Consider the following 23147-nt stretch of genomic DNA (forward strand, 5'->3'; position numbering starts at 1 on the left):
CGTTGCGACGGCCGCCCGCGTTCACCGAACGCGGGCGGCCGTCGGCCATTGTGCGCGTCCCTTACGGTTCGAGCGATTGCGGGATGGAATCGGAGTGACCGGTCGGCTGCTGGGTCGTCCCCGCGGCGTCGTAGATCTTCACCCACTTGATCGAGGGGAACTGCTTGAGCGTCGGCCTGATCTCGTCGGCGATCGTGAACGCGGAGCCGCCGCCGGTGACACGGCCGGTCAGGTAGACCCTGGCGATGCCGTGCTTGACGGTGAGCTTGCTGAAGCCTGTGGCCTTGGAGCTGACGAAGCGCAGCCCCTGCGCCTTCTCGGTCTGCGTCGGGCCGGCGAACAGGCGCTGCAGTGCGCCGTAGGCGGTGGCGGGCGGGATCACCGGCCGCTGCACGGCCGTGGTGTACGGCCTGCGCCCGGTGTTGTAGGCGGCGGTGTTGAGGAAGTAGTCGCGGGCCGGCACCGTCCGGTAGCGCGTGACGAGGTCGACGACGACGCGGCTCGGCCGGGTGAGCGTGTAGACCCGGTAGGGCACGGTCTTCGCCAGCCCTGCGCCGAAGGTCAGCGTCGACTCGAAGTCGCCGGTGCTGACGACCTGGATGACGCCGGGCAGCGCGTAGGTCCTGCGGGCCGGCCCGTAGGTGACGCTGCCGTGACGGTCGTGGCCGTCGGCCCGGCCGAAGCGGATCTGCAGCAGCGCGTCGCCCACGGCGTTCACCTGCCGGCCGGAGCCGTCGGCGATCAGCTGGGATACGTAGCGCACGTCGCGCTGGGCGGGCACGCGGCCGCGGAACTCGAAGACCAGCCGATCCAGGCCGTAGTGGTGCGTGGCCCGGATGCCGACCAGCGTGGGCGGGGCGGCGAACTGCGGCGTGGCGGCCTGCGCTGGTATGGCCAGCAGGCCGGTGGAGGTGGCCACCATCGCGGTGGCGATGAGGGGGCGGATCGGGAGCATGGCGATCATCTCTTTCCCCGTGAGTGCTCCTGATCCCCAGTGTGACTCTCGCGGCCGGTGGGTGACACCGGCGAAAGTCCCCTTCCGCCGGGATTAAGACGCTGCCCATCCGCCCCAGACCACGGCGAAGAGGACCAAAGGCACCCGTATGAGGGACCTCGTCCCCGGGTGCCGCGATCCCCTGCGGACGACGCTGAACATGACAGACCGAGTCAGTGGAGGTTGCGATGAACCGACGCATCGTCGTGGGTGTGGATGGATCCGCTCCGGCAATGGCAGCAGTGGAATGGGCCGCGGCCGACGCGCGGCGCCGAGGCGCCGGGCTGCGGATCGTGCACGTGTGCGAGCAGTGCCCGCAGGCCGAGCACTGCGCGCGAGCACTGGCCGCCGCAGGTGAACGAGCACGCGAGCTGGCAGACGGGGTCGAGGTGAGCACAGAGGTACTTCCCGGCAACGTGATCAAAACCCTGATCACCGAGTCCGCGTCCGCCGACAGCCTGGTCCTCGGGACCCGGGGGCTCGGCGGGTTCGCCGAGATGGTGGTCGGCTCGGTCAGCATGGCCGTCGCCGGACATGCCGAGGGGCCGGTCGTGGTCGTACACGCTCCTTCCGTCAAGCCGCACGGCCGGGTGGTGCTCGGCTACGACCGCTCAGAGCATTCCGAGGCCGCCATGGAGTACGCCATCGAGCAGGCCAGGGCGCGGGCCGTTCCGTTGCACGTGGTCTTCGCCTGGCAGACCCCCGTCTTCTCGCCGTACATGGCCGCCTACAACAGCCTGCTGGTGGACGCCTATCAGGCGGACACACGGGCGGTGGCCGAGAGCGTGGCTCAGTGGCGGGAGAAGAATCCCGGCGTCGAGATCACCCATGAGGCCGTCACCGGGCATCCGGTGCATGTTCTGGCCAGGGCAGGGGAGAGCGCGGACCTGGTCGTGGTGGGATCGCGCGGGCTGGGCGGCCTGGCCTCCTCCGTGCTCGGCTCCGTCAGCCACGGAGTCATGCACCACGTGGCCTGCCCGGTCGCGGTGGTGCGGCCCCACTGAGCACCGGCTTCCGCCTCGTTCAGGGCGTGTCCTCAGACGATCTGAGGACACGCCCTTCGGCTCAAGCTGAGGTCCTGCCGCGTCAGTCCTCTGCGTGGCGGGACAGGACGACCTTCAGCGCTCCGGTGGCCGCCGGGTCGGAGAACGTCTGGTATGCGGCGTCCATGTCGTGCAGGTCGTAGCGGTGGGTGATGAAGGTGGTCGGGTCGAGCCGGCCGGCGGCGATCATGTCGAGCAGGGCCGGGGTGGAGTGGGTGTCGACGAGACCGGTGGTGATGGTGAGATTGCGGATCCACAGGTCTTCGAGGTGCAGCGTGGCCGGGGCGCCGTGGACGCCGACGTTGGCGACGTGGCCTCCGGGGCGCACCAGGCGGGTGCAGAGCTCGAACGTCTCGGGGATGCCGACCGCTTCGATGGCCACGTCGGCGCCCAGGCCGCCGGTCAGCTCCGCGACAGCGGACGCGGGGTCGTCCCCGGCTCCGATGAGGAGATCCGCGCCGAGTCCTTTGGCGGCCTCCAGTCGCGACGCGGCCGGGTCCACGGCGATGATGTGGCTCGGCGTGAAGAGCTGCGTGGTCATGATGGCTGCCAGGCCGATCGGCCCCGCGCCGACCACGACGACGGTGTCGCCGGGCCGGACCCGGCCGTTGAGCACGCCGACCTCGTAGGAGGTGGGCAGGATGTCGGCGAGCATGAGCGCCGCCTCGCTGGTGACAGCGTCGGGCAGCCGGTGGGTGGAGGTGTCGGCGAACGGGACGCGAACGTATTCGGCCTGAGTGCCGTCGATGCGATGGCCGAGGATCCAGCCGCCGCCGCCCAGGCATTGCCCGTAGGTGCCGGTGCGGCAGTAACGGCAGCGGCCGCACGCCGTGATGCAGGAGACCAGCACCCGTTCCCCCGGCCGCACGGTCGTGACCGCGCTCCCGGTCGCCGTGACCGTGCCGACGGCTTCGTGACCGAGGATTCTCCCCGGCTCGACCGCGGGCACGTCGCCCTTGAGTATGTGCAGGTCGGTGCCGCAGATCGTGACGGCGTCCACGCGCACGATCGCGTCCGTCGGCTTGGTGAGCTGCGGATCCGGAGTCTCTTCCCAGGCACGCCGGCCAGCCCCGTGATAGATCAGCGCCTTCATGATGGCCTCCTCGTCTTTCTTCCACGCTCTCGCCGCGAGCTGGGGAGGGGTAGGGGCGAAGGTCCCTCGCCCGTCCTGGCGCGAACGGACGTGCCCGCCACGTGGAACCGGGCGGGCGCCGAAGGTCCTGATCTGAAGGGACTTCGTCCTCTGGGGGCGGACCCGTTGCCGATGTGTGCTGGAGGTGTGGGATCCAAGGACCCACGGAAGGAGGTCGCGATGAGCCTGCCTGAGCGGAGGGAGATGAGGCTCCCCTTCCCGGAGCTGTTCGAGTGGATGGAGAGCCCCATGTTCGGGTTCCGGCCCTTCGGACAGATCGTCCGGGTCGAGGACTACGTCGCTGACGGCCGGTACGTGCTGCGCGCCGAGCTGCCCGGCATCGACCCTGACAAGGATGTCGAAGTCACCGTGAGCGGTGGCCTGCTCCACATCCGGGCCGAGAAGACCAAGAAGACCACCGACCCGCACCGTTCCGAGTTCGCCTACGGGGCGCTCACCCGGACGGTGACGCTGCCCGCCACGGCCAAGACCGACGACGTCAAGGCCGTCTACCGGGACGGCATCCTGGAGGTCAGCGTGGGGCTGACCGAAGGCAAGAAGGCCGAAGGCCGGCGGATCACTGTCGAGCACTGACGCCTGGCCGGGCGCGGGCGGGCCCCCTGCTCGCGCCCGGCTTCCCCACTGGAGGCGGTCCTTGGGCCCTCATCGCCGGGACCAACGGCCCTGCACACCCGTTCTCAGCCGCGGTTCGCTGGTGTCACGACAGAGGAGGAACCATGATCGTTGTAGGTGTCGATGGCTCCGTGCCCGCACGCGCCGCAGTCGACTGGGCCGCCGGTGACGCTCTTCGCATGCATCAGCCGCTGCTGCTCGTCCATGCGGTGGACCGCGCGCCGTACCAGATCGCGAAGTTCCCTGGTCCCGCCCGGCCCGACACGTTGCTGCGCGCGAGTCACAAGGTGCTGCAGGAGGCGGTGGCGCTGGTGCACGAGCGCCAGCCGACCGTCGAGGTGACGACACAGGTGGTGGAAGGCGCCCCCGCGATGGTCCTGCGTGACCAGGGCAGAACGGCCACCGAACTGCTCGTCGGCAGCCGTGGCCGCGGCGGGCTCGCCGGCGCGCTCCTCGGCTCGGTGAGCGAACACGTCGCGGGGCAGGCCGGCTGTCCGGTCGTGGTGGTTCACGGCGACCCGCGGCCCAGGTTCGGGGAGGTCGTGGTGGGCGTGGACGACTCGCCCGAATCCCGGCCCGCCCTGGCCTACGCCTTCGAGCAGGCGGCCCTGCGCGGAAACACTCTGCGGGCACTGTACACCTGGCAGCCGCCGGTGCGCGCGTTCGCGACCGAGTTGCCCCATGAGATGGACGAGGCCCGCACCCTCCGACGGCAGGCCGTCGCGGACCGGCTGGAGACGTTCCAGACGGAATACCCGCAGGTCACGGTCATTGAGGACATCCGGTGCGGCCGGGCGGTGGAGGCGCTCACGCAGGCCTCCCGGCACGCCGATCTGCTGGTGGTAGGCACCCACGGGCGCGGCACCGTGGGCTCGGCGCTACTCGGCTCGGTCAGCCGGGGCGTCCTGCACCACGCGCAGTGCACGGTCGCCGTCGTCCGCGGGACCTGAGACGTGCTTCCGGAGGAGGTGCTCATGGACGTGGCCTGGCACATCGAGGTGTACGGAGCCGTACAGGGCGTGGGGTTCCGGCCCTTCGTCCATCGCCTGGCGACCGGGCTGGGGCTCCGGGGAGACGTACGGAACGCCGGCGGGCACGTGGTGATCAACGCGACGGGCCCCCAAGCGCGCCTGGAGGCGTTCCTGTCCACCATGAGAGCGGACCAGCCCGGCGCGGCACAGATCCGCGATCTGGTGGTGACCCCCGACCGGCCGGACGGGCGATCGCCCGGCTTCGCGATCATCGAGAGCGAAGCCGTGCCGGGCCGGCCCCGGGAGATTCCGCCTGACCTGGCGACCTGCGCGGAGTGCCGGCGCGAGCTGTTCGACCGGGCTAACAGGCGCCACCGCTACCCGTTCATCAACTGCACCGCCTGCGGGCCGCGGGCGACCATCGTGGAAAGCCTCCCCTACGACCGCGTTCGCACCACGATGCGCGCGTTCGAGATGTGTGCCGCGTGCGCGGCCGAATACCACGACCCCGCCGACCGCCGCTTCCACGCCGAACCCGTCGCGTGCGGCTCCTGCGGCCCCCGGCTGCGTTTCATGAGCGTGGAGGGGGACGCCGCGTTGCGGGCCGCCATCGAGATCGTCTCCGGAGGCGGCGTGGTCGCGGTCAAGGGGCTCGGCGGCTTCCAGCTCGTCTGCGGCGCGCTTGACGGTGCGGCCGTGGCGCGGGTGCGCGAGATCAAGGGGCGGGAGGAGAAACCGCTGGCGGTCATGGTCAGGGACGTCACGACGGCGGATGCGCTGGCCGTGCTCACCGAGCCCGACCGGGACCTGCTGCGGGGACCGTCGGCGCCGATCGTGCTGGCGCCGCGGCGGCTCGGGGTGCTGGCTCCCGAGGTGTGCGGCGGGCTGGCGGACGTCGGGCTGTTCCTGCCCTACACGCCGCTGCACCACCTGCTGCTGGACGGGATCCGCGGGCCGCTGGTGGTCACCAGCGCGAACCACGCCGGCAGCCCCATGTGCGTCGAGCCGCCGTCCGGGCTGGAGACGGACGGCGTGCTCACCCATGACCGGCCCATCGCGGCCCGCTACGACGACTCCGTGATCCGCTCGTTCGGGTCGCGTTCGACCGTGATCCGCCGCGCCCGCGGCCTGGCGCCGGTGCCGCTGCGGCTGCCGATCGGCGCGCCGGAGCCGCTGCTGGCCGTCGGCGCCCAGCTCAAGAGCACGTTCACGCTGGCGGATGGGGAGCGCGCGGTCCTCGGGCCGCATATCGGCGACCTGTCCGACGCCGAGACCTTGGAAGCGTACGAGGCGGCGCTCGAGAGCCTGAGCCGCATCCACGCCATCGACCCCGTCCACACTGTGCACGACCTGCATCCCGGCTATCTGTCGAGCCAGCTGGCCCGGCGGCGGCCCAGCCGCATCGCCGTCCAGCACCATCACGCGCACGTCGCCGCGGTGGCGGCCGAGCACGCCCTGCGGCCGCCGTTCCTCGGCGTCGCCTACGACGGGCTCGGCCTGGGCGACGACGGCACCTTCTGGGGCGGCGAGCTGCTGCTCGCCGGCTACACCGGCTACCGGCGGCTCGGCCGCTTCTCGCACGCTCCGATGCCCGGCGGGAGCGCGGCCGTACGCAGGCCGGCCCGCATGGCCCTCGGCTATCTGTTCGGCGGTGAGACCACCGGTGGGCCCGTCCCCGAGGGACTCGCCGCCGGCCTGCCCGACCGCGACGTCATCCGGCGCATGATCGCGCGAGGGGTGAACTGCCCCGTCGCCTCCAGCGCGGGCCGGCTGTTCGACGCCGCGGCCGCCCTGCTCGGGTTGTGCGACGTCAACGGCTTCGAGGGCGAGGCGGCGATGCGCCTGGAGCAGGCGGCGTCCGCGTTCCCCGGTGCCGAGCCGCTGGCCTGGCGGCTGGAGCGGCAGGACGGCCTGTGGGTGTACGACGGTGTGGTCACGCTGCGGCACCTGCTGGAGGCCAAGGCCGATGGAGAGCCGGCCGGCCGGCTCGCCGCCGCCTTCCACGCCACGATCGCGGCGGTCACCGTGCTGCTGTGCGAGCGGGCCGCCACCGAGCACGACGTCACCCAGGTGTGCCTGTCCGGCGGCGTGTTCCAGAACCGGCTGCTCGCCACCGACGTGCTCGCCCGGCTGGCGGCGGCCGGGTTCGAGCCGTACATCGGTGAGCGGGTGCCGGTCAACGACGGTGGCATCAGCTACGGGCAGGCGGCGATCGGCGCGGCGCTGCTGTCGAGCTGGTCCCGGGCTGGGCGGGAGGGACCGTGAAGACGGAGAGCGAGGTGGAGCCATCATGTGCTTAGGAGTGCCGGGCCGGATCGTCGGCCGCGACGGCGAGATGGGCATGGCCGACTTCGACGGGCTGCGACGCGAGGTGTGCCTGTCGTACACGCCCGAGGCGCGGCCCGGCGACTACGTGATCGTGCACGTCGGGTTCGCGATCTCGCTGCTGGACGAGGACGAGGCACTGCGCACGCTCGCGGTGCTCCGCGCGATCCCGGGAGGGCTGGATGAGATACCTCGATGAGTACCGGGACCCGGTGCTCGCCCGGCGGCTGGTGGACGGGATCCGCGGTGCCGCGACCCGGCGGTGGTCGATCATGGAGGTCTGCGGCGGGCAGACGCACACCATCGTCAGGCAGGGCATCGACGAGCTGATCCCGGTACGCATGGTGCACGGCCCCGGCTGCCCGGTCTGCGTGACCCCCTTGGCGACGATCGACCGCGCCCTCGCCATCGCGGACCACCCAGAAGTGATCTTCACCTCGTTCGGCGACATGCTGCGCGTCCCCGGCTCCGGCGGCGACCTGCTGTCGGCCAAGGCCCGGGGCGCGGACGTGCGCGTCGTCTACTCGCCGCTCGACGCCGTGCGGCTGGCCGCGGCGAACCGCGATCGGCAGGTGGTGTTCTTCGCGGTCGGGTTCGAGACCACGGCGCCGGCCAACGCGATGGCCGTGCTGCGCGCCGCCCAGGAGGGACTGGCCAACTTCAGCGTGCTGGTCAGTCACGTCCTGGTGCCCCCGGCGATGGCCGCGATCATGGATTCGGCGTCGGGCGCCGACGGCGGCGTGGACGCGTTCCTGGCGGCCGGGCACGTCTGCGCGGTCATGGGCTGGACCGAGTACGAGCCGCTCGCCGCACGCTACCGGGTGCCGATCGTCGTCACCGGGTTCGAGCCGCTCGACCTGCTGGAAGGCATCCTCATGGCCGTACGCCAGCTGGAGGAGGGGCGCTTCGAGGTCGAGAACCAGTACGCGCGGGCGGTCCGCCGCGAGGGCAACGCCTTCGCCCAGGACGCCCTCCGCCGGGTGTTCCGGGTGAGCGACCAGACGTGGCGGGGAATCGGGGAGATCCCGGCCAGCGGGCTGGTCCTCGCACCGGAATTCGCGGCCTTCGACGCCGCGGGACGCTTCGAGGTGCGCGGGGTGTGCACGGCCGAGCATCCCGGCTGCATCGCGGGGGAGATCCTGCGCGGCATCCGCACGCCGCTCGACTGCTCCTCCTACGGGACCCTGTGCACGCCGCGCCGCCCTCTGGGCGCGCCGATGGTCTCCGCCGAGGGCACCTGCGCCGCCTTCCACAACGCCGGACGTACGAGACAGGAGCAGCCATGAGCACGGCCTACGATCCGATCGCCGCCACCTGCCCGGTGCCGCACGCCGAGAACGAACGGGTGCTGCTCGGCCATGGCTCCGGCGGGCAGCTCATGGCCGAGTTGCTCGCCGACCTCACCCCGCGCCTGGGCGCCCCCGCCACGGAGGACGCCGCGATCGTCGTCACCGGCGCGCCCGAGGTCGTGATGTCCACCGACGGGTTCGTGGTCACGCCGCGCTTCTTCCCGGGCGGCGACATCGGCTCGCTGGCCGTCCACGGCACCGTCAACGACCTGGCCATGATGGGGGCGACGCCGGTCGCGCTCAGCCTGGCCTACATCGTCGAGGAGGGCCTGCCGCTGGACGAGCTGCGCCGGATCACCATGTCGGTCGCCGAGGCGGCCCGCGGCTGCGATGTCCGGATCGTGACCGGTGACACCAAGGTCGTCGGCAGGGGCGCGGCGGACGGCCTCTACCTCACCACGACCGGGATCGGCATCCGGCTGCCCGGCGCGGCCCCGGCCGTCGCGAACGGCCGGCCGGGCGACGCGGTGCTGCTGTCCGGCCCGATCGGGCTGCACGGCGTCACCATCCTCAGCACCCGCGAGGGCCTCGGCTTCGAGAGTGAGCTGGCCTCCGACAGCCGGCCGTTGCACCGCCTGGTCGCGGCGATGATCACGGCGGGACGCCACGGCGTGCACGCCATGCGCGATCCCACCAGGGGCGGCCTGGCCAGTGCGCTCAACGAGCTCGCCGCTGCCTCGGAGGTGGGTGTGGAGCTGGAGGAGGTCGCTGTTCCCGTGCCCGCCCAGGTGGCCGCGGCCTGCGATCTGCTGGGCCTGGACCCGCTGCACGTGGCCAACGAGGGCTGCCTGGTGGCGTTCGTGGCCCCGGACAGCGCCGGCGCGGTCCTCTCCGCGATGCGCGACCTGCCGGAAGGCGCGGCGGCCAAGCGCATCGGCACCGTGGTGCCGGACCATCCGGGTCGCGTCGTCATGCGAACCCTGGTCGGCTCCACACGGGTCGTCGACATGCTGGTGGGTGAGCAGCTTCCGAGGATCTGCTGAGGTCACGCGCGGGTGGACGGCTCGCCCGGGTCACGCGCGGGCGCGGGGCTCGCCGAGGTCCCGCGCGAGCGTACGGGCGAGACACGAGACCGCCGCCGCCACCGGCTCCGACATCCCGGCGCCCAGGTCGAACCCGGCCCCTTCCACGGTGTAGACGACCAGTTCCCCGGGCAGCCGGTCGAGCATCCCGGCCAGCGTCACGGCGTCGGCCAGCGAGAGGGCGTGGGTGCTCGCGCCGCCGCCGGGCAGGTGGCCGAGAGAACGATGACACCGGACGGTGCCCGGCGGCTCGCCCGAGCCGGCGGCATCGATCACGATGGCGACGTCGGCTCCCGTCCAGGCCTCGATGAGCTCGGCCGGGTCGCCGCCGTTCTCCACGGCGGATACGCCCATGCCGCACAGCAGCCGGGCCACGGCGAGCCCGGCGCCGTCGTCCCCCCGGTAGTCGTTGCCGAGCCCGATGACCACGGTCCTAGTCATGGTGGAGACGCAGGTCGAGGAAGTGAGCCGAGCAGGAGATGCACGGGTCGTGGTTGCGGATGGCGCGCTCGCAGAGCTCGGTGAGCTCGGGGACGGGCAGGCCGAGGCGAGGCTCGACGAGGGCGTGCAGGTCGGCTTCGATGCGGGCCTGGTTCTGGGCCGTCGGAGGGACGATGTCGGCCTCGGCGATCAGGCCGGCGTCGTCGATCCGGTAGCGGTGGTAGAGGGTGCCCCGCGGGGCCTCCGAAGCACCGTGGCCTTCGCCGGGACGCGCCGTGACAGGCAGCGCCGGCGGATCCGGCGGGACGTACCGGTCGATGATGCGGAGCGCCTCCTCGCAGGCGTGCACGATCTCCACGGCGCGGACGATGATGCTGCGGAACGGGTTGCGGCACACTCGGCCGAGCCCGGCGTCGGCGGCGGCGCGCAACGCGAGGGGAGACAGGCGCGGGGCGTTGAGCGCGTAGCGGGCCAGCGGGCCGGTGAGGTAGCCAGGGCGGCCGTCGAGGCGGGCGTGCAGCGCGGTGGAATGCGGCACCTGCTCCTCGACGACGTGCTGCGGCCACTCGGCGACGGGGAAGGCGGTGCCGTCGCTGACGGCGACGTCGCCGGACAGGATGGCGTACTCGGTGGGGTGACGCAGCGCCAGGAAGTGATAGTCGTGCTCGACGTCGGGAAAGTCGAAGCCGCTGACCCACTCGACGGTGGCCAGCGCCGCCTGCAGCGCGTTCTGAAGCTGTCCGGCGACGGAGCTGAGATCGGCGGGCGCGCGGTAGAAGCCGCCCAATTTGACGTTGATCGGGTGGATGGCACGTCCGCCGACCGCGGCGACCAGCTCGTTGCCCGCCTTCTTCAGGGCCAGGCCGCGCTCCACGAGCGGCCGGTGGTCGGCGGCCATGGCGACGCCGCTGGGGTAGCCGAGGAAGTCGGGGGCGTGCAGCAGGTAGATGTGCAGGGCGTGGGACTCGATCCACTCGCCGTAGTACAGCAGGAGCCGCAGGTCACGCAGCGCGCCGTCGACGGTGACGCCGCAGGCCGACTCCAGGGCCTGGCAGGCGCTCATCTGATAGGCGACGGGGCAGATGCCGCAGATGCGGGCGGTGATGTCGGGCGGCTCGGTGAAGGCGCGCCCGCGCAGCAGCGCCTCGAAGAAGCGCGGCGGTTCGTAGATGCGCAGCTGGAGGTCGGTGATGCGGCTGCCGCGGGTGCGGATCAGCAGCGCGCCTTCGCCCTCTACTCTGGTGAGGCCGCCGACGCGGATGGTCTTATGCGTCACTGCTGCTCCCGAAGGTGGTGACATTGAAGGTGCGGTAGACGCGGTCGAGCTCGTCGTCGTCCATGCCGGCCGCGCGCAGCCGCGCATTGAGCGCGGCGGCGTTGGGGGTCTCCATGGGGCCGAAGCAGCCGAAGCAGCCGCGGTTGAAGGCCGGGCACAGCGCGCCGCAGCCGGCCTGGGTGACCGGGCCGAGACACGGCGTGCCGTGAGCGACTAGCACGCAGGGGTTGCCGCGGGCTTTGCACTCGACGCAGACGCTGTGTGCCGGCACCACCGGCCGCCGCCCGGCGAGGAAGGCGCCGATGACCTCCAGGAGCTGGCGTTTGTCGATGGGGCAGCCGCGCAGCTCGAAGTCGACGGGTACGTGTGCGGAGATCGGGGTCGAGCGGTCGAGGGTCTTGATGTAGTCGGGCCTCGCGTAGACGACGGAGGCGAATTCGCGTACGTCCGCCAAGTCGCGCAGCGCCTGCACACCGCCGGCGGTGGCGCACGCCCCGATGGTCACCAGGTGCTTGGAGACGCGGCGGACGTGTTTGATCCGTTCCAGGTCGTCGGGTGTGGTGATCGACCCTTCCACCAGCGACAGGTCGTACGGGCCCGTTCCGCGGGAGCTGGAGGCTTCCAGGAAGTAGGCGATCTCGACACGGGCGGCCACCGACAGCAGCTCGTCCTCGCAGTCGAGCAGGGTGAGCTGACAGCCGTCGCAGGAGGCGAACTTCCATACGGCGAGCTTGTTCATAGCTGTTTCACCTCCAGCAGGCCGGACACTCGGTCGTAGGTCAGGACAGGGCCGTCGAGGCAGGTGAACAGCGGGCCGAGCTGGCAGTGGCCGCAGCGGCCGATGCCGCACTTCATGTTCCGCTCCAGCGACAGCGCGATCCGCTCCGCTGGGACGCCACGGCGCAGCAGGTCCTCGGCGGTGGCGCGCATCATGATCTCGGGGCCGCACACGAAGGCGTAGGTGCGGCGCGGCTCGAACACGATCCTGCCGACCAGTTTGGTGATCAGCCCGGTCGGGCCCTTCCACGTCCGGTCCGGATGGTCCACGGTGACCTGCACGTCGAAGTCGCGCCTCCACCGGGCCAGTTCACGCGGGTAGATCAGCGTGGCGGGGGTGCGGGTGCCGACGATCAGGCTGATTCGGCCGTAGCGGGCGCCGTGCGCTTCGAGCTCGCGGATCACGGGGCGCAGCGGCGCCAGGCCGAGCCCGCCGGCCGCCACCACCACGTCCAGCCCGGCCGCCTGAGAGAGGTCGAAATGCGTGCCGAAGGGCCCGCGCACCCCGACGATCGACCCGCGGGGCGTGTGGCAGAGGGCGCGGCTGACGGCGCCGACGGAGCGGATGGTCTGGACGTAGCCGCCGGAGCGGGCGTGGCCGCTGATGGAGATGGGGATCTCGCCCACACCTGGCGCGTAGAGCATGGTGAACTGGCCGGGCAGGAACGGCGGGCACGCGCCGGTCACCGGTTCCAGGGTGAGTGTGACGGTGTCGGCCCGGTCGGGCCTTCTGGAGCGGACACGGTACGGGATGGGGATCATCGCAGCCGCTCCAGCTCTTCGGTGAGATCGATGCCGGTGGGGCACCAGGTGATGCACCGGCCGCAGCCGACGCAGCCATAGGTGCCGAACTGGTCGACCCAGGTGGAGAACTTGTGCGTGAGCCACTGCCGGTAGCGCGCGGACCCCGAGGAACGCACCGCCGCACCGCCCAGCTCGGTGAAGTCCAAGGCGAAGCACGAGTCCCACCGCTCCGAGCGTTCGGCCGATCCGTCGGCCAGGTCCGTCCCGTCCTCGATCGTGGTGCAGAAGCAGGTGGGGCAGACCATCGTGCAGTTCGTGCAGGTCAGGCAGCGGGAGGCGATCTCGCTCCAGACAGGGGATTCACGCTGTTCGACCAGCCGCTCCTTGACGCCGTCGAGGTTCACCTGGCGGCCCATGCACCGCGTGGCCGTCTCGCTGACCGCGCGGGCGGCGTCCTGGTCGGCTTCGGTGGCGGGCCGGGACGGCAGCGTGGTCAGCAGCGTCGTGCCCCGTTCGCTGCCGGTCTCGGTCAGGAACCGGTGCGGCCCGGTCAGCTCGGTCAGGGCCAGGTCGAAACCGGAGGTCGCCTGCGGTCCCGTCCCCATGGAGGCGCAGAAGCACGTTCCGCCCGGGACCGCACAGTTGACCGCGACCAGGAACAGAGCCTCCCGGCGCGCACGATACGCCTCGTCCGGATGCCGGCCGCCCAGGAACACCCGATCCTGAACGGCCAGCCCGGCCAGGTCACAGGCCCGCACGCCCAGCAGAGCCACCTTGGGGGCGGCCACGGGAGTCTCCTCGGGCACGCCGTCACGCATACGGAACAGCGTGCTGCGCGGCGGGTGGGTGAACCGCTTGACGGAGTCGGGGCTCGCGGCGAACCCGAAGACCAGCTCGTCCGCCCCCTCCCGCAGCCGGTAGGCGCCCGGCCGCTGGTCGTCCGTCCAGCCCGCGGGCAGGCCGGCCGCCGATTCGATCTCGGCGTAGCGGATCACGCCGTCGCGGACGGCCGGGCCCACGACGGCGTACCCGCGCTCGCGCAACGCGCCGATCAGCGCGTCCAGCGAGTCGAGGACTACGGGGTCCATGTCATGCTCCGCCCCAGACCGGCAGGTCGGCGATGTCGTCGTGTTTCCAGCCGAGGGTGGCGCGGATGGCGACGACGCCGTCGATGTTCTCGGCCAGGCGGATGGCGGTGATGGCTTGGCTGTGTTCGGCCAGGGTGCCGGTGAGGGTGACGATGCCGTCGGCGACGGTGACGTCGATGGTGTGCAGGTCGGTGCGGATGGCTTCGCGTACGTCTTGTTCGATGTTGTGGTCGGGCCGGAGGAAGACTTTGATCAGGTCGCGGCGGGTGACGATGCCGATGAGGTGGCCGTCGGGGTCGGTGACGGGCAGGCGTTTGATGCCGTACCGGTCCATGAGGCGGGCGGCGGTGACGACGGGGGCGTCGGCGTCGGTGACGTGGGCGGGTGTGCTCATGAGCTCGCCGGCGGTCTGGCCGAGTGATTTGCGCAGGCCGCTGCCCTCGCTGCCGGCGGTGTGGCGAATGCGGGCGCGTAGCGGTGGCCGGTAGTCGTCACCGTAGTAGCGCTCCTTGAATTCTTCCTTGGCGAGCAGGTCGGCTTCGGAGACGACGCCGACGACGTGGTTGTCGTCGTCGAGGACCGGCAGGCCGCTGACGCCTTTGTCGATGAGGAGCTCGGCGACGGTGTGGAAGGAGGCGTTGTGGTTGACGGCGGCCACGTCGGTGGTCATCACGTCCCAGACGGTTGATCTCATCGTGTTCTCCTGAACTGCTTGGCCCGGACGGCGCCGGGCACGGTGCGGGCGGGCACGCCCTGGCTACTTGGCCTCCTACGCGGAGTCGTTCTGCTTCCAGGTGAGCTTGTCGACCACGTCGACGACGCCGTTGACCCGGTGGGTCATCCGGACGGCTATGCCGGTCTCCGTGCGGTGCTCCATCCAGCCGGACAGGGTGACGATGCCCCGATCCACCTGCACGTGGACACCTTCGGTGTTCACCCACAGAGCGCTGTCGAGGATGTCGTCGCGGACCGCGGCGGCGATCTCCTTGTCACCGCGCAGGAACAGCTTGACCAGGTCGCGGCGGCTGACGATGCCCTGCAGACGGCCGTTGTAGTCGGTGACGGCGAGCCGCTTGACGTCGTGGGCGTCCATGAGGCGGGCGGCCGCCACTGCGGAGGCCTCGGGGTAGACGGTGACTGCGGGGCTGGTCATGAGCTCGGCGGCGGTGTCGCCGGCGGCCTTCTTCCGGCCTTTGGGGTGGCGCAGCCGGGCGCGCAGCGGCGGATGGTAGCCCTCGCGGTAGTACTGCTCGCGGAACTCCTCCTTGCGCAGCAGGTCGGCCTCGGACACCATGCCGATCACATGGTTGTCGTCGTCCAGCACCGGCACGGCGCTGATGCCGCCGGTGATGAGCGCCTCGGCGATGTCCTTGAACGGCGTGGCGGCGGTGACGGAGACGACCTTGGTCGTCATCACGTCCGCGACGGTCATGTGCATGGTGAGCCAGCTCTCTTCTCTGGGTTCTGCGCCGTCTTCCTCTTGTCCGGTCGCCTCCATCACAGCTCGGCGCGTCGGCCGGACCTAGGGCCGGAAGTCCCGATCGGTGGCGGTCCTTGGTCAGCGTGCGGCGCTGCTCTGCCTCCACCTCCATCTCACGCCCGCCCACGGCCGCTCCGTCAGAGGCGAAAGTCCACGATCTCCCGGCGTCTGGGCAGGGAGCCGGGACCATCGCCGCTTGACTCGGGACCTTCGCGCGTACCCCGCCTGCGGCCCGCTTGCCACAGTGGAGTGCAGGAAGGTGATCCATATGCGGAAGAAAGTCCTGGTGCTGGGAGGCAACTTCGGCGGGCTGCACGTCGCCCTCGGTGTCCGGCACGAGCTGGAGGAGGACGTCGATGTCACCGTCGTGGCGGAGTCGGACCGCTTCCTGTTCACCCCGTCGCTGATCTGGCTGCCGTTCGGCAAGCGGCGTCCGGCTGACATCACGTTCGCCCTCGCGCCGACGTTCGGGATGCACGGCGTCGAGTTCGTGCACGCCGCGGCCACGTCGATCGATGCGCGGGCGCGCCTCGTGCACACCACCAAGGGCGTCCTGCCCTATGACTATCTGGTCATCGCCACCGGATACCGCAACACCTTCGACGCGCTGCCCGGCTTCGCCGACGCCGACGGCGCCTACACGATCACCACGCTGGCCGATGCCATCCGGGCGGGGGAGGGGTGGCGCGGCTTCCTGGACGCTCCCGGCCCCGTCGTGATCGGCGCGACGCAGGGCGCGGGCTGCTTCGGCGCGGCGTACGAGTTCCTGTTCAACACCTCCTACCAGCTCAAGAAGGCGGGGCTGCGCGGGCGGGTGCCGCTCACGTACGTGACCACCGAGCCCTTCCTCGGCCACTTCGGCATCGGCGGGCTGCCCGGCGGCGAGAAGCTGCTCAAGCTCTTCCTGAAGAAGGAGGGCATCGAGGCCGTCACCGGGGTCGCCATGGAGGAGATCGCGTCCGGCAAGCTGCGGCTGGCCGACGGCAGGGACCTGCCTTACGCGTACGCGATGATCGTGCCGCCGTTCACCGGCCAGGAAGTGGTGCGGACCGTGCCGGGCCTGGCCGACGAGGCGGGATTCGTCCCCGTACGCGACACCTACCAGTCGCGGGGCTTCCCCGACATCTACGCCGTGGGCGTCGCCGCCGCCGTCCAGGTGCCGTGGACCGCCGCCATCCCGGTGGGCGTGCCCAAGACGGGTTTCCCCACCGAGGTCCAGGCTCGCGTGGCGGCCGCCAACATCGCGGCACAGATCCGTGGGGAGGAGCCGGCGAAGCACAAGGAGTTCGGCGCCATCCCGGCCGTCTGCGTGATGGACGCCGGCAACAACGGCGTGCTGATCCTGGCCGACCGGATGCTGCCGCCGCGCAAGTTCGGCGTGATGATCCCGGGACCTCAGTCGCACGCCGCCAAGGTCATGTTCGAGAAGTACTTCCTGTGGAAGACGCGTCACGGCTACGTCCGGCTGCCTTGACCGGCAGGCCGCGCCGTTCCTGGGACAACCCGGAGGGTCCGCGCGCACACGGGATCCGGAGGAGATGAGAGTCGTGGCACGTGAGATCACAGCCGCGTGGCAGGCCGATGAGCTGGGCCCGGCCAAGGTGGTGTTCCTGCGGCCGATGCCGCACATGGCCGCTGTGGTCGTGGTGGACAACCTCGCGCTCGGCCCGGCCATGGGCGGAGTGCGCTGGTCGCCGTCGGTGTCCGTGTCGGAGGTGGCCAGGCTGGCCAGGGCGATGACGCTGAAGAACGCCGCGGCGGGCCTGCCCTACGGCGGCGGCAAATCCGGCATCTATCTGCCGCCGTGTCCGGACGGGGAGTCGCGTTATCCCGCGATGCGCGCCTTCGCCCGCGCGATCGAGCAGCTCACCGACTACATTCCGGGGCCTGACATGGGCACCGACGAGGGCTGCATGGCGGTCGTCCACGACGAGATCGGACGCGCCGTGGGGTTGCCGTCGGTGCTGGGCGGCATCCCGCTGGACGAGCTGGGCGCCACCGGATACGGGCTGGCCTGCTGCGCAGAGGCGCTGGCCGCCGACAAGATCATCGAGCTGGACGGGGCCCGTGTGGTCGTCCAGGGGTTCGGCGCCGTCGGGACGCACGCGGCCAGGTATCTGGCCGAACGAGGCGCCAGGATCATCGCCGTCTCCGACATCGCGGGCGCCGTCCACCAGGATGCGGGCCTCGACGTGGAGGCGCTGCTCGCCGCGAAACGAGCGGGGAAACCGGTCGCCGCGTTCCCGGGAGGAACCGCCCGCGACCGTGACGAAATCCTGTGGCAGAAGTGCGACCTGCTCGTGCCCGCCGCCGGACCCGACGTCTTCACCGCGGGCAACGCCGCGCGCGTGCGGGCCAAGGTGATCCTGCAAGGTGCGAACATCCCCGCCACCGCCGAGGCCGAGCACATCTTCCACCGCCGCGGCGTCCTGTGCGTCCCGGACATCCTCGCCAACGCCGGCGGAGTCATCTGCGCTGCCGTGGAGCAGCAGGGCGGCAATCGCGCGCAGGCCTTCGCCGCGATCGAGGAGAAGATCCGCGCGAACACGGCCGAGCTGGTCGACCGGCTCGACGCCGGCGATGTGCCGCCCCGCGAGGCCGCCACCGCGATGGCGATGAGCCGCTTGCGCGCCGCAGGCGGCTACCGGCGCCGCTTCTGACGCCGACCGGCACCCGTACGCGCCGGCGGTGAGCGCCGGGCGTGGAGACGACATGGGAAGGAGCCGACATGGATCTGAAAGAACTGCTCGGAGACGAGGCCGGATACCTGCTCGAACACAGTGCCACGGGCGTGGCCCGCGAGTCGCTGCACCTACCGGGGCCGGACTTCGTGAGCCGAGTCGTGGCCGACACCGACCGCAGCCCGGCGGTGCTGCGCAACCTGCAGCACGTCTTCGACACCGGACGGCTCGCGGGCAGCGGCTATCTGTCCATCCTGCCGGTCGACCAGGGCATCGAACATTCGGGCGCGGCCTCGTTCGCGCCCAATCCCGCCTACTTCGACCCCATGCGCCTGTGCGAGCTGGCCGTGGAGGGCGGCTGCAACGCGATCGCCTCGACGCTGGGGGTGCTCGGCGCGGTGTCGCGCCGGTACGCGCACCGGGTCCCGTTCATCGTCAAGCTCAACCACAACGAGCTGCTGACCTACCCGAACCGGTACGACCAGACGATGTTCGCCGCCGCGCGGCAGGCGTTCGACCTGGGCGCGGTCGGCGTCGGCGCCACGGTGTACTTCGGGTCGGCCGAGAGCATGCGGCAGCTCCAGGAGGTGCGTGAGGCCTTCCAGCAGGCGCACGAGCTGGGTCTGTTCACCGTGCTGTGGGCTTACCTGCGCAACGAGGCGTTCTACAAGGACGGCGTGGACCTTCAGCTGAGCGCGGACCTGACCGGGCAGGCGAACCACCTGGCAGCCACGGTCGAGGCCGACATCGTCAAGCAGAAGCAGCCGGAGTCGAACGGCGGCTACCGGGCGCTGAAGTACGGCAAGACGCACGACAAGGTGTACACGCAACTGGCCACCGGGCACCCGATCGAGCTGACCCGCTGGCAGGTCGTCAACTGCTTCATGGGACGCGTCGGGCTCATCAACTCCGGTGGCGCCTCGGGCGGGCAGAGCGACCTCGCGCAGGCCGTCCGCACCGCGGTGATCAACAAGCGGGCCGGCGGCATGGGATTGATCGTGGGAAGGAAGTCCTTCCAGCGGCCGATGGAGGAAGGAGTGCACCTGCTGCACGCCGTACAGGACGTCTACCTCGACCCCGACGTCACGGTGGCCTGACCCGCTCTTCGGAGCCACAGGGCTGGGGTGGGCTGAGCCGAAGGTCCCCGCTCTCAGGGACCAATGACCCTACGCGCGCACCGCGCCCGCCACGAGGATGAAGAAGGACACCCGCCGAGGCACGTGAGATCCCCATCCCCAGCGGTGGCACCGCCCGGCGGCGGATCGGTAGTAGTGGCCGGCAGTCACAAATGGCGAGTCCGGTTGCACGGGCGGGACCGCCCATCGCCCGGCGGGTGTCCTCATGTTCCTCTCGGACCGCCACCGATTCAGGGTCGAAAGTCCTGCGTCGTGCGGACTGTCGCCTCTAAGCGGAGAGCCCGGAGCGCCGGACGATGAAGGCATGAGAATCGGAATCAACGGGTTCGGCAGGATCGGCAGAGCCGTCCTGCGTCGCGCGCTGCGCACCGACCTGGACATCGTCGCCATCAACGACATCGCCGCCCCGGCCGCGCTGGCCCACCTGCTCAAACATGACTCCACGTACGGGCCCCTGGATCTGCCCGTCACGGCCACCGCCGAGGCGATCGAGGTCAACGGCAGGACCATAGCCGTCAGCAGCTGCGCCGACCCGGCGGAGATCGCCTGGCGAGCCCACGATGTCGACCTGGTCATCGACGCGACCGGACGCTTCCGCACCAGGCAAGCCCTGGAGGCCCACCTGAAGGCCGGCGCCCGCAGGGTCCTGCTCTCAGCTCCGGGCAAGGGCCTGGACGCCACCATCGTCCCGGGCGTCAACGACGCCGCCTACGACCCGGCCCGTCACCAGATCGTCTCGCTGGCCTCGTGCACCACGAACTGCGTGGCGCCGATGGTCAAGGTCCTGCACGAGCACTTCGGGTTCGTACGCGGCTTCATGACCACCATCCACGCCTACACCGGCGACCAGATGCTGCTCGACGCCCCCCACAAGGACCCGCGCCGGGCCCGCTCGGCCGCCGTCAACATCGTGCCCACCACCACCGGCGCCGCCCGCATGGTCGGCCAGGTCCTGCCCGAGCTCAACGGCCGTCTGGACGGCATCGCCATCAGAGTGCCCGTCGAAGACGGCTCCATCACGGACCTGTCCGCCCAGCTCAGCCGCCCGGTCACCGCGTCGGAGGTCAACGGCGCTTTCGCCGAGGCGGCCCAGGACGTGCTGCACGGCATCCTGCGCTACAGCACCGACCCGCTCGTCTCCCGTGACATCGTCGGCGACGCCGCCTCGTGCGTGTTCGACTCCGGCCTGACCCAGGCGAACGGCGACCTGGTCAAGGTCTTCGGCTGGTACGACAACGAGTGGGGCTACGCCAACCGCCTCGTGGAGATGGCCCAGCGGATGGTGTGAGGGCCACCTCCGGAAGCGGCCAGGACCTAAGGCCCCGGCATCCGGGACCTTCGCTGCTGCCGGTCGAGCCTGGAGAGGGGGAGTGTGGGAGGCGAAAGCGAGGTGGACATCATGTCGATCGAAGTCAAGGATGTCATGGGCCGTGTGGCCATCGCGGTGCTGGAAAGCGCTTCGTTCGCCGAGATCGTGGCCGCGATGAAGCGCTTCGCGGTCGGCGCGGTCACCGTGATCGACGTCGAACGGCGGCCGGTGGGAGTGGTCTCCGAGGACGACCTCCTGCTCAAAGAGGCCGACCCGGTACGGCACAGCGTGACGATCTTCGAATCCCGTAAGCAACGCCAGGAGCACCACAAGGCCGCGGCGGTGACCGCGGCACACCTCATGACCGCGCCGGCGATCACCGTCACCCCCGGCACCCTCGTGCGGGACGCGGCCCGGCTGATGCACGCCAGGCGCATCAAGCAGCTGCCCGTCATCGACCCGGCCACCGGGCGGATCGTCGGCACGCTGCACCAGCGGGATGTCCTGAGTATCTTCGCGCGCCCGGCCGATGAGCTCAAAGCGGAGGTCCAGGCCGTGCTGACGGAACCGGAGCGCTTCTCCGTCGACGTCGACGGCGGCGTGGTCACGATCAGCGGCGAGGCCGGGACGAGGTCGCAGGTCATCGCCCTGACCAAGGCGGTCAGGGCGATCGAAGGCGTCATCGACGTGGTGTGCGAGGTGACCGTGAGCGAGGACGACCTCGACCTCGTCATCGTCCCGCCGCTGCTGTAGCTCGTGAACGCGTCAGCCGGTTTCCAGTTCGGCCGCGGGACGGCGTGGGCTGCGGGCCACGTACGGCCCGTAGCCGAGCCGGATGATCATTTGAGGGTGTCCGCGCCGGTGATGGGGGTCACGGCGCTGGCGGATATCGCGGAGGTCCAGAGACTGGTTCAAGAACGACGCCGACACATCGTTTCTGGCCGCGACCAGCAGCACCCGCTGCAACGCCTGGCCCGCCTTGAGCCAGTCGACGGGCCGATCGCCCATCGTGGTCAGCACCGCGAGCTGCGGCCGTTCCTCGAACCGCGCCTCGCCTTCCTGGCGCCCGAAGTCCCTGAGAGGAGAGGGATCCTCAAGCGCGTGCGGCCCATGGGTGCAACCGGGCAGTCCGTCGTAACGTGCGCCAGGCATCGTCCAGGCGGCCAGTTCGGCGCGGTACTCGTGGTCACGAGCGAGCTCGTCCTCGGCGATGGCGGCGTAGTCGAGCATGTCGGCCGTGGCGTGGCGGTCGAGAGGGATGAGCGTCGCGCCCTCGCGCGAGGCGGCGACCCGGAGCTCGGCCAGCACCGCGCGGGGCAGACGCTGGTCGGCGAAGGGCCGGCGACTGGTGCGGCGCACGGAGATGAGGTCGTACAGCTCACGGTGCTCGTCCATAGCGGGCGACGCCCCGCCCATGCGTACGGCCGCCAGCAGGCCGGGCTCCTCCTCGGGTGACGGCAGCAGCCACACCATCGGCCGCTGCCCGGCCGTGCGGATCGCCAGACGCAGGTTGAACAGGGCCGCGCCGCAGCTCACGTACTGGTTGCGCCCGCGCGGATCGCTGACCCGCAACCGCCGGTCAGGATCGGCGAACACCTCGACGAACTCCCGGCGGACCACGCGGAAGCGCCATGGCTGGGTGTTGAGCACCGACGGAGCCTGACCGGCCGCCACCAGCAGCCGTCGGACGCCGAGCTCGGTAGCAAGTGAAGAGAACATCACGCACCTCCTGCGACCGACGCTGCCGCACCGGCGTGGGCGCCGTGAGTGCCGGACGGCCCGCCATGGCGGCCGAAGGTCCTTCGCCGGGCACGCGCTGCACCGTAGGCCTGGGGTGTGATACGCCGTGGCTCACCTTAGAAGCCAGGTCGCCCGGGGAATCGCGCCCCCGGGCGACCCGGCCTCTTAAGGCGTCAGCCCGCTTCTTCGGTCCGGCTGAAGTGGAAGGGGCAAGACGTACCGCCCGTGCCGATGGTGGTGTGGCGGTCGAATCGGAAGCCGTGCTTGCCGGGTTCGATGGCCTCGATCCAGTTGGCGTCGAATGCGCACATGGTCGGCGTGAGTTCCGATGCCGAGTTGGCGACCAGGACGTCGTGGTAGAAGCACCGGCGTACGTCGAGGTAATAGCGCTCGTCGTCGTCCACCGGCCGGTCGAAGACGAACCCCTTGCCGAACGCGTGCTCCTCGCGCGATTTGCTCAGCTCCACCATGGTGCGGAAAGCGTCAGGCGCATTGTCGAGCATCGCCCGGGTGCCCTCCTTCATGGATTCGCCGAGCGGTTCGATGAAGGACGTGCGTACGACGGCGATGGCTGTCTCCTGGCCCAGCCTGGGCAGGAGGAGGTCGTAGGCCGCCACCAGGGCCAGGGTAAGGCGCAGGTTGTGGCGGGCGGGCTCATCGACGATCAGGGACTTGTTCGCTGCTTCGAGCTCTTCCTGACGTGCCCGCATGGCGGTCGTGAGATCTGCGGAGAGCGTGTGCTCGCGCAGAGCCGCGGCGAGGTGGTCGTAGAACGCGTTGAGGAGCAGCGTCGTGTCGCGATCGGGATCGGGGACGTAGCCGCCTCCGGCGAGGCCGAACTGGTCGGTGGACATGACGATCCTTTCGTGTACGGCTCGGTGCGTACACGAACGCAGTCCCGCGTGGAGGCGTGACTGGCCGTGCTCGCGCCGAGCGAGCACGCCAGCGCACTCCACCGACCGACCAGGCGCTGACAAGCTTTGTTGATGTGTCGCCGTCAGTCTGG

23 protein-coding genes are annotated in these 23147 nt (G+C 70.8%); 12 read left to right on the forward strand and 11 right to left on the reverse strand.

What is annotated here, in order from left to right; genetic code table 11:
* Nucleotides 1-61: 61 nt before the first annotated feature.
* Nucleotides 62-964, reverse strand: coding sequence for a GerMN domain-containing protein (locus ABEA43_RS22885; RefSeq protein ID WP_345564672.1), 903 nt, complete (start codon nucleotides 962-964; stop codon nucleotides 62-64).
* Between the two features lie 218 nt (nucleotides 965-1182).
* Between ABEA43_RS22885 and ABEA43_RS22890 the strand changes: the two genes are divergently transcribed.
* The gene (locus ABEA43_RS22890) at nucleotides 1183-1998 is read left to right on the forward strand and encodes a universal stress protein (RefSeq protein WP_345564673.1); all 816 of its coding nucleotides are present in this window, start codon (nucleotides 1183-1185) and stop codon (nucleotides 1996-1998) included.
* A gap of 82 nt (nucleotides 1999-2080) precedes the next feature.
* Here the strand turns inward: ABEA43_RS22890 and ABEA43_RS22895 are convergent, their stop codons facing one another.
* Entirely contained in the window at nucleotides 2081-3130 is a 1050-nt protein-coding gene (locus ABEA43_RS22895; RefSeq protein ID WP_345564674.1) for a zinc-dependent alcohol dehydrogenase family protein, read from the reverse strand.
* Between the two features lie 219 nt (nucleotides 3131-3349).
* Between ABEA43_RS22895 and ABEA43_RS22900 the strand changes: the two genes are divergently transcribed.
* The 6 genes from ABEA43_RS22900 to hypE all read left to right on the forward strand — a co-directional run bounded on the left by ABEA43_RS22900 (nucleotide 3350) and on the right by hypE (nucleotide 9430).
* Nucleotides 3350-3763, forward strand: coding sequence for an Hsp20/alpha crystallin family protein (locus ABEA43_RS22900; RefSeq protein ID WP_103963491.1), 414 nt, complete (start codon nucleotides 3350-3352; stop codon nucleotides 3761-3763).
* A 143-nt stretch (nucleotides 3764-3906) separates the two neighbouring features.
* Nucleotides 3907-4752, forward strand: coding sequence for a universal stress protein (locus ABEA43_RS22905; RefSeq protein WP_345564675.1), 846 nt, complete (start codon nucleotides 3907-3909; stop codon nucleotides 4750-4752).
* A gap of 24 nt (nucleotides 4753-4776) precedes the next feature.
* A complete protein-coding gene (hypF, locus tag ABEA43_RS22910) occupies nucleotides 4777-7038 on the forward strand; it encodes a carbamoyltransferase HypF (protein ID WP_345564676.1) in 2262 nt (753 codons plus the stop codon).
* Between the two features lie 25 nt (nucleotides 7039-7063).
* Nucleotides 7064-7297 (forward strand): HypC/HybG/HupF family hydrogenase formation chaperone, encoded by a 234-nt coding sequence (locus ABEA43_RS22915; protein ID WP_345564677.1) that lies wholly within the window; start codon nucleotides 7064-7066, stop codon nucleotides 7295-7297.
* On the forward strand, nucleotides 7281-8384 hold the full coding sequence (gene hypD / locus ABEA43_RS22920) for a hydrogenase formation protein HypD (RefSeq protein ID WP_345564678.1): 1104 nt from the start codon (nucleotides 7281-7283) through the stop codon (nucleotides 8382-8384). The genes ABEA43_RS22915 and hypD overlap by 17 nt, the downstream gene beginning before the upstream one ends.
* On the forward strand, nucleotides 8381-9430 hold the full coding sequence (hypE, locus tag ABEA43_RS22925) for a hydrogenase expression/formation protein HypE (protein WP_345564679.1): 1050 nt from the start codon (nucleotides 8381-8383) through the stop codon (nucleotides 9428-9430). The genes hypD and hypE overlap by 4 nt, the downstream gene beginning before the upstream one ends.
* Nucleotides 9431-9460: 30 nt before the next feature.
* Here the strand turns inward: hypE and ABEA43_RS22930 are convergent, their stop codons facing one another.
* From ABEA43_RS22930 to ABEA43_RS22960, 7 genes are all read right to left on the reverse strand, one after another.
* Complete coding sequence (locus ABEA43_RS22930; protein ID WP_345564680.1) at nucleotides 9461-9910, reverse strand: hydrogenase maturation protease; 450 nt, start codon at nucleotides 9908-9910, stop codon at nucleotides 9461-9463.
* Complete coding sequence (locus tag ABEA43_RS22935) at nucleotides 9903-11186, reverse strand: Ni/Fe hydrogenase subunit alpha (protein WP_345564682.1); 1284 nt, start codon at nucleotides 11184-11186, stop codon at nucleotides 9903-9905. The genes ABEA43_RS22930 and ABEA43_RS22935 overlap by 8 nt, the downstream gene beginning before the upstream one ends.
* Nucleotides 11176-11925 carry an NADH-quinone oxidoreductase subunit B family protein gene (locus ABEA43_RS22940; RefSeq protein WP_345564684.1) on the reverse strand — a complete coding sequence of 250 codons (750 nt, stop codon included), beginning with the start codon at nucleotides 11923-11925 and terminating at the stop codon, nucleotides 11176-11178. The genes ABEA43_RS22935 and ABEA43_RS22940 overlap by 11 nt, the downstream gene beginning before the upstream one ends.
* A complete protein-coding gene (locus tag ABEA43_RS22945; RefSeq protein WP_345564686.1) occupies nucleotides 11922-12725 on the reverse strand; it encodes an FAD/NAD(P)-binding protein in 804 nt (267 codons plus the stop codon). Before ABEA43_RS22945 ends, ABEA43_RS22940 begins: the two co-directional genes overlap by 4 nt.
* Nucleotides 12722-13795, reverse strand: a complete 1074-nt coding sequence (locus tag ABEA43_RS22950) for a 4Fe-4S dicluster domain-containing protein (RefSeq protein ID WP_345564688.1) — start codon at nucleotides 13793-13795, stop codon at nucleotides 12722-12724. The genes ABEA43_RS22945 and ABEA43_RS22950 overlap by 4 nt, the downstream gene beginning before the upstream one ends.
* A 1-nt stretch (nucleotide 13796) precedes the next feature.
* The gene (locus tag ABEA43_RS22955; RefSeq protein WP_345564689.1) at nucleotides 13797-14489 is read right to left on the reverse strand and encodes a CBS domain-containing protein; all 693 of its coding nucleotides are present in this window, start codon (nucleotides 14487-14489) and stop codon (nucleotides 13797-13799) included.
* A gap of 75 nt (nucleotides 14490-14564) precedes the next feature.
* A complete protein-coding gene (locus tag ABEA43_RS22960) occupies nucleotides 14565-15227 on the reverse strand; it encodes a CBS domain-containing protein (RefSeq protein ID WP_345564690.1) in 663 nt (220 codons plus the stop codon).
* A gap of 316 nt (nucleotides 15228-15543) precedes the next feature.
* Here ABEA43_RS22960 and ABEA43_RS22965 point away from each other — a divergent pair, with 316 nt between their 5' ends.
* The 5 genes from ABEA43_RS22965 (at nucleotide 15544) to ABEA43_RS22985 (ending at nucleotide 21154) form a co-directional block, all read left to right on the forward strand.
* The gene (locus ABEA43_RS22965; RefSeq protein WP_345564692.1) at nucleotides 15544-16749 is read left to right on the forward strand and encodes an NAD(P)/FAD-dependent oxidoreductase; all 1206 of its coding nucleotides are present in this window, start codon (nucleotides 15544-15546) and stop codon (nucleotides 16747-16749) included.
* A 73-nt stretch (nucleotides 16750-16822) separates the two neighbouring features.
* Nucleotides 16823-17935 carry a Glu/Leu/Phe/Val family dehydrogenase gene (locus ABEA43_RS22970; protein ID WP_345564694.1) on the forward strand — a complete coding sequence of 371 codons (1113 nt, stop codon included), beginning with the start codon at nucleotides 16823-16825 and terminating at the stop codon, nucleotides 17933-17935.
* A 68-nt stretch (nucleotides 17936-18003) separates the two neighbouring features.
* Nucleotides 18004-19053, forward strand: coding sequence for a class I fructose-bisphosphate aldolase (locus ABEA43_RS22975; RefSeq protein WP_345564695.1), 1050 nt, complete (start codon nucleotides 18004-18006; stop codon nucleotides 19051-19053).
* Nucleotides 19054-19396: 343 nt separating this feature from the next.
* Nucleotides 19397-20380 carry a type I glyceraldehyde-3-phosphate dehydrogenase gene (gene gap, locus ABEA43_RS22980; protein ID WP_345564696.1) on the forward strand — a complete coding sequence of 328 codons (984 nt, stop codon included), beginning with the start codon at nucleotides 19397-19399 and terminating at the stop codon, nucleotides 20378-20380.
* A gap of 111 nt (nucleotides 20381-20491) precedes the next feature.
* A complete protein-coding gene (locus tag ABEA43_RS22985) occupies nucleotides 20492-21154 on the forward strand; it encodes a CBS domain-containing protein (protein WP_345564699.1) in 663 nt (220 codons plus the stop codon).
* A 12-nt stretch (nucleotides 21155-21166) separates the two neighbouring features.
* Here the strand turns inward: ABEA43_RS22985 and ABEA43_RS22990 are convergent, their stop codons facing one another.
* Together ABEA43_RS22990 and ABEA43_RS22995 are read right to left on the reverse strand one after the other, a co-directional pair.
* Nucleotides 21167-22120, reverse strand: coding sequence for an Acg family FMN-binding oxidoreductase (locus tag ABEA43_RS22990; RefSeq protein WP_345564701.1), 954 nt, complete (start codon nucleotides 22118-22120; stop codon nucleotides 21167-21169).
* A 194-nt stretch (nucleotides 22121-22314) separates the two neighbouring features.
* Entirely contained in the window at nucleotides 22315-22995 is a 681-nt protein-coding gene (locus tag ABEA43_RS22995; RefSeq protein WP_345564703.1) for an L-2-amino-thiazoline-4-carboxylic acid hydrolase, read from the reverse strand.
* Nucleotides 22996-23147: the final 152 nt, after the last annotated feature.

Source organism: Nonomuraea rosea (genome assembly GCF_039539705.1).
GTDB classification, from domain to species: Bacteria; Actinomycetota; Actinomycetes; order Streptosporangiales; family Streptosporangiaceae; genus Nonomuraea; species Nonomuraea rosea.